Annotated in this window: 12 protein-coding genes; 3 read left to right on the plus strand and 9 right to left on the minus strand. The window is 71.0% G+C overall.

What is annotated here, in order from left to right; genetic code table 11:
* Positions 1-35: 35 nt before the first annotated feature.
* From ACZ6S8_RS31240 to ku, 7 genes are all read right to left on the minus strand, one after another.
* Complete coding sequence (locus ACZ6S8_RS31240) at positions 36-1,412, minus strand: aspartate aminotransferase family protein (protein ID WP_469460783.1); 1,377 nt, start codon at positions 1,410-1,412, stop codon at positions 36-38.
* Positions 1,348-2,511, minus strand: a complete 1,164-nt coding sequence (locus ACZ6S8_RS31245) for a hypothetical protein (protein WP_469460784.1) — start codon at positions 2,509-2,511, stop codon at positions 1,348-1,350. Before ACZ6S8_RS31245 ends, ACZ6S8_RS31240 begins: the two co-directional genes overlap by 65 nt.
* A complete protein-coding gene (locus tag ACZ6S8_RS31250; RefSeq protein ID WP_469460785.1) occupies positions 2,508-3,764 on the minus strand; it encodes a hypothetical protein in 1,257 nt (418 codons plus the stop codon). Before ACZ6S8_RS31250 ends, ACZ6S8_RS31245 begins: the two co-directional genes overlap by 4 nt.
* Before the next feature lie 50 nt (positions 3,765-3,814).
* Positions 3,815-5,191 carry a DUF6002 family protein gene (locus tag ACZ6S8_RS31255; protein WP_469460786.1) on the minus strand — a complete coding sequence of 459 codons (1,377 nt, stop codon included), beginning with the start codon at positions 5,189-5,191 and terminating at the stop codon, positions 3,815-3,817.
* A complete protein-coding gene (panD, locus tag ACZ6S8_RS31260) occupies positions 5,188-5,622 on the minus strand; it encodes an aspartate 1-decarboxylase (RefSeq protein ID WP_469460787.1) in 435 nt (144 codons plus the stop codon). The genes ACZ6S8_RS31255 and panD overlap by 4 nt, the downstream gene beginning before the upstream one ends.
* Before the next feature lie 22 nt (positions 5,623-5,644).
* A complete protein-coding gene (locus ACZ6S8_RS31265) occupies positions 5,645-6,385 on the minus strand; it encodes a TauD/TfdA dioxygenase family protein (RefSeq protein ID WP_469460788.1) in 741 nt (246 codons plus the stop codon).
* A 543-nt stretch (positions 6,386-6,928) separates the two neighbouring features.
* Positions 6,929-7,921, minus strand: coding sequence for a non-homologous end joining protein Ku (ku, locus tag ACZ6S8_RS31270; protein WP_469460789.1), 993 nt, complete (start codon positions 7,919-7,921; stop codon positions 6,929-6,931).
* A 170-nt stretch (positions 7,922-8,091) separates the two neighbouring features.
* Here ku and ACZ6S8_RS31275 point away from each other — a divergent pair, with 170 nt between their 5' ends.
* Together ACZ6S8_RS31275 and ACZ6S8_RS31280 are read left to right on the plus strand one after the other, a co-directional pair.
* On the plus strand, positions 8,092-11,544 hold the full coding sequence (locus tag ACZ6S8_RS31275) for a DNA polymerase III subunit alpha (protein WP_469460790.1): 3,453 nt from the start codon (positions 8,092-8,094) through the stop codon (positions 11,542-11,544).
* A 5-nt stretch (positions 11,545-11,549) separates the two neighbouring features.
* Positions 11,550-12,611 carry a DNA polymerase Y family protein gene (locus ACZ6S8_RS31280; protein WP_469460791.1) on the plus strand — a complete coding sequence of 354 codons (1,062 nt, stop codon included), beginning with the start codon at positions 11,550-11,552 and terminating at the stop codon, positions 12,609-12,611.
* Between the two features lie 213 nt (positions 12,612-12,824).
* Here ACZ6S8_RS31280 and ACZ6S8_RS31285 read toward each other — a convergent pair whose 3' ends face one another.
* Together ACZ6S8_RS31285 and ACZ6S8_RS31290 are read right to left on the minus strand one after the other, a co-directional pair.
* Positions 12,825-13,145, minus strand: a complete 321-nt coding sequence (locus ACZ6S8_RS31285) for a hypothetical protein (protein ID WP_469460792.1) — start codon at positions 13,143-13,145, stop codon at positions 12,825-12,827.
* A 132-nt stretch (positions 13,146-13,277) separates the two neighbouring features.
* Positions 13,278-14,168, minus strand: coding sequence for a helix-turn-helix transcriptional regulator (locus ACZ6S8_RS31290; protein WP_365626682.1), 891 nt, complete (start codon positions 14,166-14,168; stop codon positions 13,278-13,280).
* Positions 14,169-14,446: 278 nt separating this feature from the next.
* On the opposite strand from ACZ6S8_RS31290, the gene ACZ6S8_RS31295 reads away from it, so the two are divergent.
* Positions 14,447-14,818 carry a DUF2255 family protein gene (locus tag ACZ6S8_RS31295; protein WP_469460793.1) on the plus strand — a complete coding sequence of 124 codons (372 nt, stop codon included), beginning with the start codon at positions 14,447-14,449 and terminating at the stop codon, positions 14,816-14,818.
* Positions 14,819-14,848 lie beyond the last annotated feature (30 nt).

The following is a 14,848-nucleotide window of genomic DNA, read 5'->3' on the forward strand; positions in this document are numbered from 1 at the left end:
AGGGCGCGAGGGCCGTGTGTGCGGCCCGGTGGGTTTCACCCGGCGGGGCGGGTAGCGGCGGCGGACTCCTCCAGGATGGTGGCTGCCTTGAGGGCTTCCTCGGCTGTCACGGTCAGCGGCGGGGCGATGCGCAGGCAGTTGCCGTGCGGTCCGCCCAGGCCGATCAGAAGCCCCATGTCGCGGCAGGCCGATACGAACGCGCGCGCCGTCTCGGGCGCGGGGGTGCCGCTGCCGGGCTCGATCAGGTCGATGGCCAGCATCAGACCGTGGCCGCGGGCAGCGGCGAGGTGGGGTTCGCGTTCTTGCAGGGTGCGCAGCCGTGCCAGCAGGAGGGCGCCGATCTCGTCTGCGTTGTGCAGGAGGTCGCGGTCGCGGATGACGTCGAGCGTGACGAGGGCGGCGGTGCAGGAGAGGGGGTTGCCTCCGAAGGTGGAGATGGACTTGCCGGGGAGGCTGTCCAGGAGTGCCCGTTCGGCGACGAGGCCGCCCATGGGGAGGCCGCCGGCGATTCCCTTGGCGAAGGTGAGGGCGTCGGGGCGCAGCCCGTGGAGCTGGTATCCCCACCAGTCCTGTCCGGTGCGGCCCCAGGCGGTCTGGACCTCGTCGCTGATCACGACGCCTCCGCTGTCGCGGACCAAGGTTTCGTAGTGGCGTAGCAGGGCTGAGGGCGGGGTGTGGAAGCCGCCGAGTCCCTGGATGGGCTCGAGGATGAGCGCGGCGGCGCCGCCCTCGTTTTCCAGGGCGGCTCGTACGGCCTGGGTGGCGTGTTCGTCGTCGGCTTCGGTCCGCGTTTCCCCGGGAGGGTTGGCGCCGTTGTCGGCGAGCGTCACGTGCAGGGGGGAGTACGGGCTTGGGCGCCATCCGGGTAGTCCGGTGACCGCGGTGGTGGTCAGGGAACGGCCGTGGTAGCTGTCGCGCAGGGCGATGACGTGGTTGTTCTGGGCTCGGCAGAGTGCCGCCAGCAGTGCGGCGTCGTTGGCCTCGGTGCCGGAGCTGACGAGGAAGACGGCGGGATCGGTGAGCCCGGATAGTTCGGCCAGCCGCTCGGCGAGCCGGACTTGGGCTTCGATGAGGTAGAGGGTGGAGGTGTGGGTGAGGCCGGTGGCGAGTTGCCGCTGGAGGGCGTCGCGGAACTCCGGCAGGTCGTAGCCGAGTGAGTTGGTGAGGATGCCGGCGAAGAAGTCGAGGTAGGTGTGGCCGTCCGTGTCGGTGACGTGGCGTCCGCTGCCGTGGCTGAGGGCCAGGGGCTGGTCGTAGTAGGGGGTGACCCAGCTGGGCAGGACGCGGCGGTGCCGCGCGAGCAGCGTGTCCGGTCGCCCGGCGTTGGTCTCGGTGCTGTCGCGGGCGTCAGGAATCTGCTGTGCGGGGGGTTGGTGGGCGGAGGTGTCGGGGGTGGGCCTGCTCGTGATCATGGTGGTGGGTGCTTTCTGAGGGCTGGGAGGCGGGCAGGGCCCGGAGGCGGGAACGCAGGCGCAGCAGCCGCTCGCGTACGGAGTCGAGGTCGGTGGGGCCGTACGTGCCGGGGGCGTCGGGCCAGTGGGTGCGGAGGGCGGTGAGGGCGGCCGGTGTCGTACGGACGGTTCCGGTTGTGTCGACCACCACGCCGTCGAGTTCGGCGCAGCGCAGGTTCCAGGCCACCGCCTGCTCGCGGGAGAGGCCGTCGGGCAGCCGCAGCCGCACTTCTCGGTGGCCGACGGTGACCGGGTAGCCGCCGGGGAGCCCGTGGGGGCCGGGGAGGTGGCCGGTGTGGACGGAGCCGCTGCCGGCCAGCGCCGCGACGGCGGCTGCGCCCGCAGCGGCGCCGACTTCGTTGAGGTGCTGGCGCGGTCGGGAGCGGATGGGGGCGAGCTGGGAACGCAGCCCGTTGAGCGGGGCTCCGTCGAGCCAGCCGCGGACGTCGTCTTCCGGCTGGGCGGGAGTGTGCAGGTGGGCGTGGTGGGCGAACAGGTGCAGGCGCCGTGGTTCGGTCAGGTCCAGCCGGGCGGACAGGGCGGCGGCCAGGGTGGCGACGTTGCCGAGGCCGCAGAGAACCGGCAGGCCCGCGGCGTGCAGCAGGGGGTTGACCGCGTCGGGGAAGCACGCGTTGACGACGGTGGTGTTGGGGCTCGCCGCCGCACATGCGGCGGCGAGGTTGGCGACCACGGTGCTCTGCAGGGGCAGGGTGAGGCCGAAGCCGGACTGTGCCAACAGATCGGTCCATGCGGAGGGCGCGCTTCGCCCCTCGGCCGGGGACTGTTCGGAGCCCGCCACTACGAGAACGTCGGGACGAAGGGCTGCCAGCAGGCGGCGTGGTTGGTGCGGGTCGTGGGGGTCCAGGGAGTCGGCGGTGCACGCGGTGCGAGTCTCGGCCAGGTGGGCGTGGTTCCCCGCGATCTCTGCCAGGTTCCGGGCCCGGTTTCCGTCCCGGCTCAGCACGTGCAGGCGCAGCGGGTGAGAGTGGCGGGCCAGGGCGCGCACCAGGGCGCCGGCGAACGCTCCCGTGCCGGCGACGGCAACGAGTGGGGCGCTCACGTCCTGGTTCCGGGAGCTGGGGCGGGCAGGGGCGCCTGGGTGGTACCGGCGAGGAAGACGTCGAGGTCGAGGAGACGGGGTTCGGGCAGGCCCGGGCAGCTCGCGCTGATGTCCGTGCGGGGCGGTCTGGTCGAATCGGTGAAGTAGGTGGGGACCAGAGCGGGGCCGCGGGGGCCGGGTTCGAGGGCCAGGAGGGGGTTGGCGACGAGGAAGTCGCGGGTCTGCGGTGTGTCCCGGCGGACGTAGAGGCGGATGCGCTTGTCGGAGAAGTGGTTGGGGGGGAGGGTCACGCGGGGGCCGAACTTGCGCTTCCACTGGAAGATGCCCTTGCTGAGGAAGGCTTCGGTGCCGAAGAAGTCCACGTGGTCGACCCGGTTTTCCCGGGCCCATCTCAGGAGCAGGTGATAGACGGCCTTGAAGGCGCCCTCGTCGTAGTGTTCCTGGGCCCCGTCGCGGACGCCGAGCAGCCGGGTGGTCAGGGTTCGCCGGTCCGGGGACCAGTGGCACAGGACGCCGGCGACGCGTACTCCGGCGGAGGTTACGAACATCAGCGTCCCTCCGCGCAGGATGGCGTGCCGGGCGATGTCGATGCTCTCGGTACGGCTGCGTTCGCCGTGGCGGCGCCGCATCGTGGGGAGGTGCATGGCCTGGTAGAAGAAGTCGAGCGCCTCCAAGGAGGCGTCCTCTTCGAGGGCCCACTGGTGCTCGCGCTGGTTGCGGCGGAACTCCCAGCGTTCACGGCGTGAGATCTGCTGCTCGAGTTCCTCGGCCGAGGCCGGTACGTCCACCACGAGGTGGATGCGGAACGGGGCGGTCACAGAGCCGGTGGTGGGCAGATGTTCCAGCTGGCGGGCCTGGGCGCCCACGATCACGAGATCCGCGTCCGGCCACTGGCCGGCCGCCAGGTCCCGCAGGCGTGTACGGCCGCTTTCGCGGCGTACGGGGCCGGCGCTCGTGCGGGAGCGCTGGTGTTCGAGGAGTTGCAGGATGTTCGCCTCCCCCTGGGGAAGCCCCAGGTAGGCGATGCTGGGCTGCCCCTGCTCGGCCCGGGACACGGTCACGGGCATGCTGCGCGGCGCGCTGTCGCGCAGGCGGCGCAGAGTGCGCCAGCCTTGATCGGGGCTGTTGTTCCACGCGTACGCCAGGCGGGCGCGTGCGACGGCGGGCCCGGCGGCCGCCCTGCCGCCCGCGCGGGGCGGGATCGGCAGGGCGGCAGCGCGGTGTGAGTCTGTCGGAGCGGGTGAAGCGGACACTGGAGACTCCCGGGCGAAGGGTGAGGGATGCCGGCGCCGGCGCGCGGGGGTCAGGCCGCGGAGGTGCGGACTACCTGGCGCAGGTCGTCCAGGGAGTCGATGTGCCGCAGGTGGCGCGGGTCGGCGGCCCGGAAGTCCGCGCTGCTGTAGGAGCCCGACCCGTGGACGAGGATCTCCTGGGTGCCGATCAGGCCGCGGTCGATGCCGTTGAGCACACCGGTCAGGGCCATGATTAAGGACCATTCCCGCAGGTCGCGCGGGTCGGATGGCAGCTGGATGCCGTGCGGCGCCAGCATGTGGCGGATGCGCGGGTAGCGCTGCAGGCATTCCATCAGGGAGACGACCACGCCCCCGCCGCCCTGGCGGGTGATGATCTCGTTCATCCGCGGGGAGGTGACGGGCTTGTGCGTGTAGAAGGTGGCGTCGAGCTGTTCCTCGGGGTCGTGTGCGACCTGCGGGAAGTGCGGGTCCTGGTCCTGGTGGTAGAGGCCGTCGCGGGATGTCCAGGCGGGGCGGTGGTCGAACCGGCCGTGATGGAGGCTGGCCACCATGTCCGGGGTACCGAGGTGCTGTACGAGGAAGTACTGGCCGCCGAGTCCAGGCCAGTCCTTGCCGGTGTGCCACTGCTGGCCGTGGAAGTGCCCGAGCAGGCCGAACGCACTGGAGACAGAGTGTGCGTGGGTGCGTTCCGCCGCGGGCAGGAAGTCCCGTTCGAACAAGGCGCGTACGGCGTCGGCCACCATGTAGTTGCGCAGGTCGAGGGAGTGCCACAGGCGGATGCCGGTGTCCTTGAACAGGGATTCGGCTTCCTGGTCGACGACGGCGCGGGCGAGGTGCTTGACGTCGCCGGGCTCATCAGTGGTGAGGACCGCGAGCGGATTGGCCGTCCGGGAGGCTTCGTCGCCGGCCAGGTCGCTGTTCCAGAGCTTGGCGGTGGAAGTGGAGGGCACCACGCAGACGATGCGCAGCTGCTCCGGGGTGACCAGGCCGGATTCGTGGGCGCGCTGGACCGCGTCGCGCAGTGCGGTGGCCTTGTTCGCGCTCGAGGGTGTGACGATCATGATGGGCTCGCCGGTGCGGCGGATGTGCGCGACCGCTCGGGCGACGATGACCAGGGAGGCGAAGGTCTTGGTCGTCCGCGTACGGGGGTTGTGCATCAGGTTGAGGAGGCTGATGCGTTTGCCGCCGTCCTCGTCCAGGGTGTGCGCGCTGATCCCGGAAGGGGCGAAGAAGCGTTCGAGGTCGGGGCCCATGGCGGGCAGTTCCCAGGCGGGCGCGAAGCCGCCGAGCTGTCCGCCGCCGGGGGCGGGCGCGTCCGCGGCTGCGCCGAGGACGGCCCGTAACTCGGTGTCGTAGTGGGTCAGCGCCTGCGGGCAGGTGAGGTCGGTGGCCGGGAGGGCCTGGGAGGAGGGCAGGGTGGTGGTCATCGGCGGGCTCCTTCGACCACGTCGCCGCGCACGAGCCGGGCGGCTTCCGCGAACTCCGGCACCTCTGCGGGATCGGATCCGATGGAGAGCGGCCGGTTGCGCTCGTCGACGAACACCACGTGCTGGCTCGCCGTCCGGGCTTCTTCGTCGGCCACCGTCTGGTAGCCGATGATGATGACCAGGTCTCCGGGGGAGATCAGCCGGGCGGCCGCTCCGTTGATGCCGATGATTCCGCTGTCGCGTTCGCCTTCGATCACGTAGGTGGTGAGCCGGTTGCCGTTGTTGATGTCGACGATGTCGACCTGTTCACCGGGCAGGAGATCGGCGGCGTCCATCAGGGTGCGGTCGATGGTGACCGAGCCGACGTAGTGCAGTTCCGCCTGCGTGACCGTGGCCCGGTGAATCTTGCTGTGCAGCATGGTGCGTTGCATGGACAACTCCTCGGGAGGCCGGTCAGCCGGCGATCTGGATACGGCGCAGGTGTCGGCTGCGGTCGCTGAATGCGTTGCGGGCGTGCAGCAGGCGCCAGTTGTCCCAGACGAGCATGTCCCGCTCGCGGTATTCCACAGCGACGTGGTCGCGGTCGAAGGCGGCGTGCCAGCGGTCTTGGAGTCCGGCCGCGAAGTCGTCGTCCTCACGGATCAGGTTGTTGCAGCTGAAGCGGACGATGTCCCGTCCGGATCGCTCTTCGAGGATCGGGTGCCGGGTTTTCAGGTCCAGCCCCAGCCGCTGGACGCCCTCCGTGGTTTTCCACGCGTAGTCGTTGTCGAGGAGCTGCTTGCGTTCGACGTCGGTGAGGGCCGCGACCAGGGGGCGGGTGTCCATGAGGGTCGTCTCTCCGCCGGGTCCCGAGGCCGGGGTGATGCACCACAGCGCGATGTAGCGGGGCGGAGTGACGGCGAAGTCGTATCCCTCGGAGTGCGGGGTGAGGGGGCGGGTGTTGCCCGCGTGGTAGACGTCGTCCATGCCGGGTTCGGGTCGGACGTCCCCGACCACGGCGCCGGTGTAGTTCGGTACGAAATTCCCGAGACTGCGGCAGAACCGGACGTAGTCGAATTCTTCGGGAACGTTGCACATGAGCACGTACCCGTGCTCGTCCATCAACTGATGGAAAGTCCTCGATAAGAGTTCCTCGGTCAACGGGTTTCCGTTGAAATCGAGCTGAGACAGGATACTGATGGGCGAATGAGCCACATTTCCTCCACACCAAGCGGACCCCCTGATAGTCAATTCACGTCAGGGGGATTTGTGCGAATGTCAGGCGCACTGTTCCTCGGTGGTGCAAGCCGGTCTTCATCCGGCGATCCCACTCTACGGAGGCAGGGATGTGTTATGTCAAGCGAACTTGCCCGACTACTCTTTGTTCCAAATGCCCGCAGCAAGCCCCTAGTTCAGCCACGGAATGGAATCAATCAGCCATTTTCACGGAAGCTTCACTACGGAGCGTAAGTATACGTTTGTGCTTCAGACTGCCGGGAACTCGCGACGGTTGGATACCCAAGCCTGCGCTGGAAAGAAGTTTGTTAAATATTCTCCGTGATCTTTTGAGCCTGCACCCTTTCGCCCCTGCGGAGGCCCCTTTCCCTGGGCCGAACATGACGACCGACGTGAAGGCCCCCCTCGACGAGGGCGGTGCGAAGTCGTGTGACGAGACCTTGGGGACGGCCTGCCGACGCCGGTTCCGCTGCGCCGCTAACCGCCCGCCTCGCCGGCTCCGCTCAGCCCGATGGGGGCCGCTCACCCTGCGAGGGAGGCGAGTGCCTTCACGAGGTCGTCGCGGGACATCTGGGAGCGGCCGGGGAGGTTGGCGGCGGCGGCCTTCTTGTAGAGGTCGGTTTTCGTCAGCGCGTCGAGGTCTTCGGCGGGCGCGGAGCGGATCCGCTTCTTGGCGGAGGGCTTCCTCGCGGCGGTGGTCGTGCCGGAGGCGGTGGCCTTGCCGCCAGTGGCCTTAGGGCTGCCCGCTCGTTCGACGCTGGCGCGCAGGGCTTCCATGAGGTCGACGGCGCCGGTCGGCTCGGCCGCGGGTTCGGCCTTCTCAACGGTCTTGCCGGCCTGCTTGGACTCGATCATGGTGGCGACCTTCTCGCGGAAGGTGTCGTGGAACTCGCCCGGGTCCCACTTCATACTCAGGGCCTGGATGAGCTGCTCGGCCATCTTCAGTTCCCTGGCCGAGACCTTGGTCGTGCGGGGGAGGTTGTCGATCTCCTTATTCGGGTCCCGGATCTCGTCGGCCCAGTGAAGCGTGTGGAGGGTTAGGAGGCCGCTCTCGGCCTTGAGGGCGACGAGGTACTCGTGCTGGCGCATGACGAAGGTGGCGACGCCCGCCTTGCCGGACTTCGCGAGGGCCCGCTCCAGCAGGCTGTACACCCTGCCGTATTCCTTGCCGCGCGGCCCGAGGTAGTACGTCTTGTCGAAGAAGATCGGGTCTACGTCCGCGAGGTCGACGAACCCGGCGATCTCCAGGGACCGGGAGCGGCCCGGGGCGATCTCGTCCAGTTCCTTCGGCTCGAGCAGGACGTACTCGCCGCCGACGTCGTAGCCCTTAACGATGTCGTCGAGCTCGACCTCGTCGCCGGTCCGCTCGTTCACCCGGCGGTTGCGGATCCGGTCGGCGGTGCCGCGCTGGAGCTGGTGGAAGTGGATGGTGTGGCTGTCCGTGGCCGTGAAGAGGCCCACGGGCATGCTGACCAGGCCGAATGACAGGTTCCCGGCCCATACGGGACGAGCCATGATCGCCGCCTCCTCGTCAGAGGTCTCGTCTTTCCAGCTGACGACGCCCGACCGGTGATCGCATCCGTACTTCGGAGTAACCGATTCGCCATGTTCGATTTTAGTTCGATACCTTGGAGGTGCGAGTTCCGGCCATATCGGCCGAAACCGTTCGTTCATGGGAGGTGGGCATGCGCAACGGCTGTCACCTCCATGTGGCAAGCGGCTACTCGGCCCGCTATGGCGCCTCCCACCCCCGCGACCTGGTGAAACGGGCCGCCGAGCGTGGCATCGGGACGCTCGCGCTGACCGACCGGGACACCGTGACCGGCGCCGTGCGGTTCGCGAAGGCGGCCACGGCCGCCGGGATCCGGCCCGTCTTCGGCGTCGACGTCGCGGTCGCCCCCCACACCCCGGCCCGCCCGGGCTCTGCGGTCCGTGCCCGGACGCCGGTGCGTGGTGGCGCGCATGTGGTGGAGCCAGCGCTGCGGGTCACGCTGCTCGCGCGGAGCGCGGCGGGGTGGGGGCGGCTGTGCCGTCTGGTGTCGGCTGCGCACGCGGGTGCTGGGGGCGGGCCGCCGGTGGTGTCCTGGGAGACGCTCGGCCGGTACGCGGATGCGGAGCTGCTGGTGCTGTTGGGGCCGGTCTCCGAGCCGGTGCGTGCCCTGTCGGCGGGGCGGCCGGATCTCGCCGAGCGGCTGCTCGCGCCGTGGCGGGAGCTGGCCGGGGCGAACCTGCGGCTGGAGACGGTGTGCTGGGGTGTGCCCGGTACGGGGCCGGGGTCTCGGCGGCTGGCCGCCCGCACGCTCGGTCTCGCCGACCAGCTCGGCGTCCCTGCGGTGCTGACGAATGCGGTCCGGTACGCGGACCCGGGCCAGCACCGGATCGCGGATGTGCTGGATGCGGGCCGGCTGCTGCGGCCGATCGACCGCCGGAGGCTGGACTGCGGCGAGCGCTGGCTGAAGGACCCCTCCACGATGCAGGCCGACGCCGAGCGGATCGCGGAGGCGTCCGGCGCCGGACCGGGGCGCGCGGCCGCGCTGCTAGCGGAGACGGTCCGGGCCGGTCAGGAGTGCGTCCTCGATCCGGTCGCCGATCTCGGGCTGGGCCGCCCGCACTTCCCCGAGCCGGAGGTTGTCGGCGCCGAGCCGGGACCGGGCGGGGCGATGCGGCTGCTGCGCCAGCGGTGCGAGGCGGGCATGTTCGCCCGCGGTCTGGACCGGGACCGGCGTGCGGTCGGGCAGCTGGAGTACGAGCTGGGGGTGATCGGGAAGCTGGAGTACGAGGCGTACTTCCTGGCCGTCGCGCAGGTCGTCGCGGACGTCCGCGCGATGGGGATCCGGGTCGCGGCCCGCGGCTCGGGTGCCGGGTCGATGGTCAACCACAGCCTGTTCGTGGCCACCGCGAACCCGCTCGACCACGACCTGCTCTTCGAACGCTTCCTGTCGGTGCGGCGCCGGTCGCTGCCGGACATCGACGTGGACGTGGAGTCCGCGCGCCGGCTGGAGGTCTACGACCGGATCATCGAGCGATTCGGGACCGAGCGGGTCGCGGTGACGGGCATGCCGGAGACGTACCGGGCCCGGCACGCGCTCCGTGACACCGGGCTGGCGCTGGGGATCGCGCCGCAGGTGATCGACCAGGTCGCGAAGTCGTTCCCGCACATCCGCGCCTGCGACATCCGCGGTGCGCTCGCCGAGCTGCCCGAGCTGAAGCAGCTCGCCGCGGAAGCCGGCTCGTTCGGGCCGCTGTGGGAGCTCGCCGAAGGCCTGGACGCGCTCCCGCGGGGGATCGCGATGCACCCGTGCGGGGTGATCCTCTCGAACGCGGCGCTGCTGGACCGGCTTCCGGTGCAGCCGACCCCGGGCGGGTACCCGATGGTCCAGGCCGACAAGGAGGACGTCGAGGACCTCGGCCTGCTCAAGCTCGACGTGCTCGGAGTGCGGATGCAGTCCGCGATGGCCCACGCCGTGAAGGAGATCCGCCGTACCACCGGCCGGCAGATCGACCTCGACAACCCCGACCACGTCCCCCTCGGCGACCCCGGCGCCTTCGACCTGATCAGGAAGTCCGACACGGTGGGGATGTTCCAGCTGGAGTCCCCCGGCCAGCAGGACCTCGTCGGCCGGCTCCAGCCCCGCGACGTCCAGGACGTCATCGCCGACATCAGCCTGTTCCGGCCGGGCCCGGTCAAGGGCGGCATGCCCGCCCTGTACATCGCCGCCCGCCACGGCGCCGCACCCCGCTACCCGCACCCCGACCTCGTGCCGGTGCTCGCCTCGACGTACGGGGTGACGATCTGGCATGAGCAGATCATCGACATGTTCTCCGTGCTGACCGGCTGCGACCGCTCGCTCGCCGAAGTCGCCCGCCGCGCGCTCGCCGACAAGAACCGCCTGCCACAGGTGGAGACCTGGTTCAAGAACGGAGCTGGCGCCCGCGGCTACGCGCCAGCGGTCCTGGACGAGGTGTGGGAGATCATCAAGGGCTTCGGCGCCTACGGGTTCTGTCGCGCCCACGCTGTGGCCTTCGCCGTCCCCGCCCTGCAGTCCGCCTGGCTCAAGGCCCACCACCCGGCCGCCCTGTACGCGGGGCTGCTGGAGCACGATCCGGGGATGTGGCCGGCGCGGGTCATCGTCTCCGACGCCCGCCGCCACGACGTGCCCGTCCTGCAGGTCGACGTGAACCGCTCCGCCGCCGACTACCGCATCGAGCAGACACAGGCCGGGGTGTGGGGGGTACGGCTGTCGCTGTCCTCCGTGGAGGGGATCAGCGAGGACCAGGTCGCCCGGATCGCGGCCGGCCAGCCCTACAACGGCCTCCAGGACTTCTGGCAGCGCGCCCGCCCCGCCCTCCCGATCGCCGAGCGCCTCATCCAGATCGGCGCGCTCGACACGCTGCGCGGCCCGCTCACCCGCCGCGATCTCCTCCTGCAGGCCGCCGAGCTCCACGCACACACCCGCGCCCGACCCGCCGACGGCCAGCTCCCCCTCGGCGGGGAACTCGTCACCGCCGACCCTTCGGGCCTGCCGGAGATGACCAGCCGCGAAGCCCTGAACGCGGAGATCAGCGTGCTGTCCATCGACGTGTCCCAGCACCTGATGACCCACCACCACCGGCTCCTGCGCGAGATCGGCGCCACCGACGCCGCCCACCTCAAGGCCATGTACCCCGGACAGCAGGTCCTGGTCGCGGGCGTCCGCGCCTCCACGCAGACCCCACCGATCCCGTCGGGCAAGCGCGTCATCTTCGTGACCCTGGAAGACGGGGCCGGTCTCGTCGACATCGCCTTCTTCGAAGACAGCCACGACGCCGTCGCCCACACCGTCTTCCACTCCGCGCTCCTGCTCGTACGCGGCACCGTCGAAGCCCGCGGCCCGCGCCGCACCGTCATCGGACAGATGGTCTGGGACCTGGAAGAACTCGCCGCCGCCCGCCGCGACCACGGACCCGAAGCCGTCCTCAGCCTCCTCGGCCAGAACGAGCTCGCCCCCACCCCCGCGCAGAACGGCGCCCCCTCCCGGACCCTCGCCAATGGCACCACCGGCGCGCGCCTGCACCCGTACGCCGACCTCCAGCCCGCCGGCACCCGCGCCGCCGACCTCAAGTCCCTCGGCTACACCAGCCCCGGAAGCCCCGGGTGACCGCCATGAACCAGCGCCTCATCCTCCACACCCACTTTCACCTCCCCCGCCCCGGCTACACCGACCTGTACACGCAGCTCCTGGCCCTCGCGCAAGGGATCACCCCGCGCGTCCAGGCGATCCCCCCGGACGCCGCGCACCTCGACATCACCGGGGCGCTGCGCTACTGGGACCGCGACCCCGCCGGGCTCGCCGCGCTCCTGCGGCTGCGCACGCTGGCGCTGCACGGCGTGCAGACGACGTGCGCGATCGCCCCGAACCGGATGCTCGCGACGATGGCGGCCGCGGCCACCCCGCCCGGCACCACCACCGTCATCGAGGCGGGAGACGTCGAGCGGTGGCTGCGGCCGCGCCCGGCGGCGGCGCTCTACGGGGTCGGCCCGGCGACCGCGGGCAAGCTGCGCACCTACGGCCTGCACACCGTCGGCGACATCGCCGACACTCCCGTGCCCACCCTGATCCGTCTCTTCGGCGCTGCCGCCGGCCGCGCCTTGCACGCCCACGCCCAGGGTCAGGACCCGCGCACCGTCCAGACCCAGCCGATCGCGAAGTCGCTGGGCGCGGAGCGGGCATTCCAGCACGACGTCCTGGACCCGGCCGAGCACCGCCGAGCCCTGCTCTCCCTCGCCGAGGAAGTCGGCGCCCGCCTCCGCGACGGGGAGCAGGCCGCCGGCGGCTTGGCCCTGTCCGTGCGCTACGCCGACCGCAGCTCCAGCACCCGCAGCCGTACGCTCGCCGAAGCCAGTGCTCACACCCGGGCAATCGCCACCACGGCGTACGAGCTGTACGACCTGCTCGCCCTCCAGCGCGCCCGCGTCCGCAGCATCAGCCTGCGCGCACACGACCTCCACCCCGCGGCCCAGGCCGTCCAACAGCTGACCCTCGGTCCCAGCGACCACCGCGCCCTGGCCATCGAAGCGGTCACCGACCGCGCCCGCGCCCGCTACGGCCCAGGCACCCTCCGCCCCGCCGCCCTCGCCACCAGCACCAAACGCGCCAGCAACGGAATACCCGGCGCGAAAACGTTCCTGCCAGCACTGCCGCCATCCGAAGGGAACCGCCCATGACCACCCCCCAGACCCCAGCCAGAGTCCCCGCACTCAGCTGCGCCCCTGCCCAGATCGGCCCCTGCGCGAAGTGCCGACAGCCCTGTTGTCGCTACGGCGTCGGAGCGAACTCGCTCTGCGTCCCATGCCGTACCGCACTCCAGCAGGGCCAGCAGAAGTCCCACTCCGGAGCCTGACCGTCCGGGCTCGCGCGTTCCGGTCGATGCGTGCGCGCTATTCGTGGACGCGCACGACCGTGACCACCGCGTGCCGTGTCGTCCCGGCCGAGACCTCCACCACCAGGCCCTCGTCCGTACGCCGGTACGGCTCGCCGTCCGGCGTGCGGGCTTCGGCGGCTGGGGCGGCTCCCCGGAGGAAGAGGCCTACCTGCGCCGCCAGCGGCGCGGTGAGCCGTTGAGAACGGGCGATCCGGCCGTCGGGCAAGCGGACGAAGAGGTGACGGGGGCGGCCTGCGATGCCGGTGAAGCCGACGACTTCGGCGTCGACGGTCTCGGAGTGCCACTGGCGAAGAGGCGGTATTCCAACCCTGCGCAATTCGCGTGGCCCGCTTCCAGAACGGACCGGATGCGGGCCGCCCTCTGGCGCACTGGCTCGGAGGAGCATTCCCGGCGGCGTGGGTGTCTTGAAGTCGTGATGCTGGCCGTGACTGGATGCCGCACCTGTGGCCTACGGCAGCTGTTGGGACGATGCTCGCTCGGCGGTGCGGGGGGCGGTCATGTCGAGCAGGAGCATGGCGTCGTGGTCGGGGGTGCCGGGCTGGGCGGTGTAGACGCCGAGCCGGTGGCCGGGGGTGCCTTCGAGGGCCATGCCCTGGAAGTCGAGGGTGATCTTTCCGACCTGGGGGTGCTGGAAGGTCTTGGTGGTGATCTTGCGGCCCGTGACGTCGTAGCGGTCCCAGAGCTTGGCGAAGTCGGGGCTCTTCAGGAGCAGCTCGCCGACGAGCTGGGTGAGGTCGGGGGCGTCGGGGTCGGTGCCGGCCAGGGCTCGCAGGCGGGCGACGCAGTGCCGGATCTGGTTGTCCCAGTCGGGGAAGAGCTCGCGGGCGGCGGGGTGGAGGAAGAGGTAGCGACCGAGGTTTCGCTGGGCTGCGGGCCAGTCCGCCAGGCCGGGATACAGGGCGAGTCCGCCGGGGTTGTGGGCGAGGACGTCCATGCTGCGGCTGACGACGTAGGCCGGGTTCGGGCGCACGGTTTCCAGCAGCAGCTTCAGGTGCGGGCGCAGGGTGCGGCTGGGGGCGGGGGCGGCTTGGGGTGCGTAGTGGGCGGCGCGGACGGCGAGGTCGCGTAGGTGCTGGTGCTCGGCGTCGTCGAGCTGGAGGGCGCGGGCGAGCGCGTCGATGACGGCGGGGCTGGGACGGGTTTCCTTGCCACGTTCCATGCGGGTGTAGTAGTCGATGCTGACCCCGGCGAGCGTGGCCAGTTCTTCGCGTCGCAGTCCCGGAGTGCGGCGCACGCCGGGGCCCGGGGTGAGCCCGGCGGACTGGGGGCTGGTCTGGGTGCGGCGGGCGCGCAGGAAGCGTGCCAGCTCGTCACCGCTGCTGTGCTGCTCAGAAGCCATACCGCCAGTGTCGCGCCGTCTGCGGCGCGACATGCGCGCTGAGGGGGGCACTGTCACACCCCCGCTGGCCACCCCCTGTCACATCCCGGCCTGCCTGCGGCGGCTGCAAGGGGGCACGGTGGATGGTGTCGCACCGCGTCCGAGGACTTTTCGCCCTGTCTCCGGGGCGGCGCTCGGATGGCGTGCCCCTGGTGTGCGGGGAACGGTGGACGTGGTGCACGGAGACACGGCTGGTCGGGGGCCCGGCACCTGGCCTTGTACAGCGGAAGGGACTGACGATGGCGGACTGGAACGGCCCGGATCTGGAGAAGATCGCCGCGGCCGAGGAGCTGGACCTGGCATCCGAACGGTCCAACGGCACCCTGCGCGAGGCGGTGACGATGTGGGTGGTCCGCTCCGGCGACCAGCTGTACGTCCGTTCGGTCAAGGGCGCCGACGGTCCCTGGTACCGGGGAACGCAGTCCCGCCACCGGGGTCGCATTCAGGCCGGTGGCGTCCACCGGGACGTCACCTTCCACCCGGCCGGACCCGACGAGTACCGAGGCGTGGATGCGGCTTACCGGGAGAAGTACGGGCACTACCCGAGCATCGTCGAGCACGTCCTGACCGACCGGGCCCGCGCCTCCACCCTGCGCCTCGAACCCCGCTGATCACCCCGCCGGCCCTGCACTACCCACCGT

The sequence above is a fragment of the Streptomyces sp. NPDC048461 genome (genome assembly GCF_055587105.1).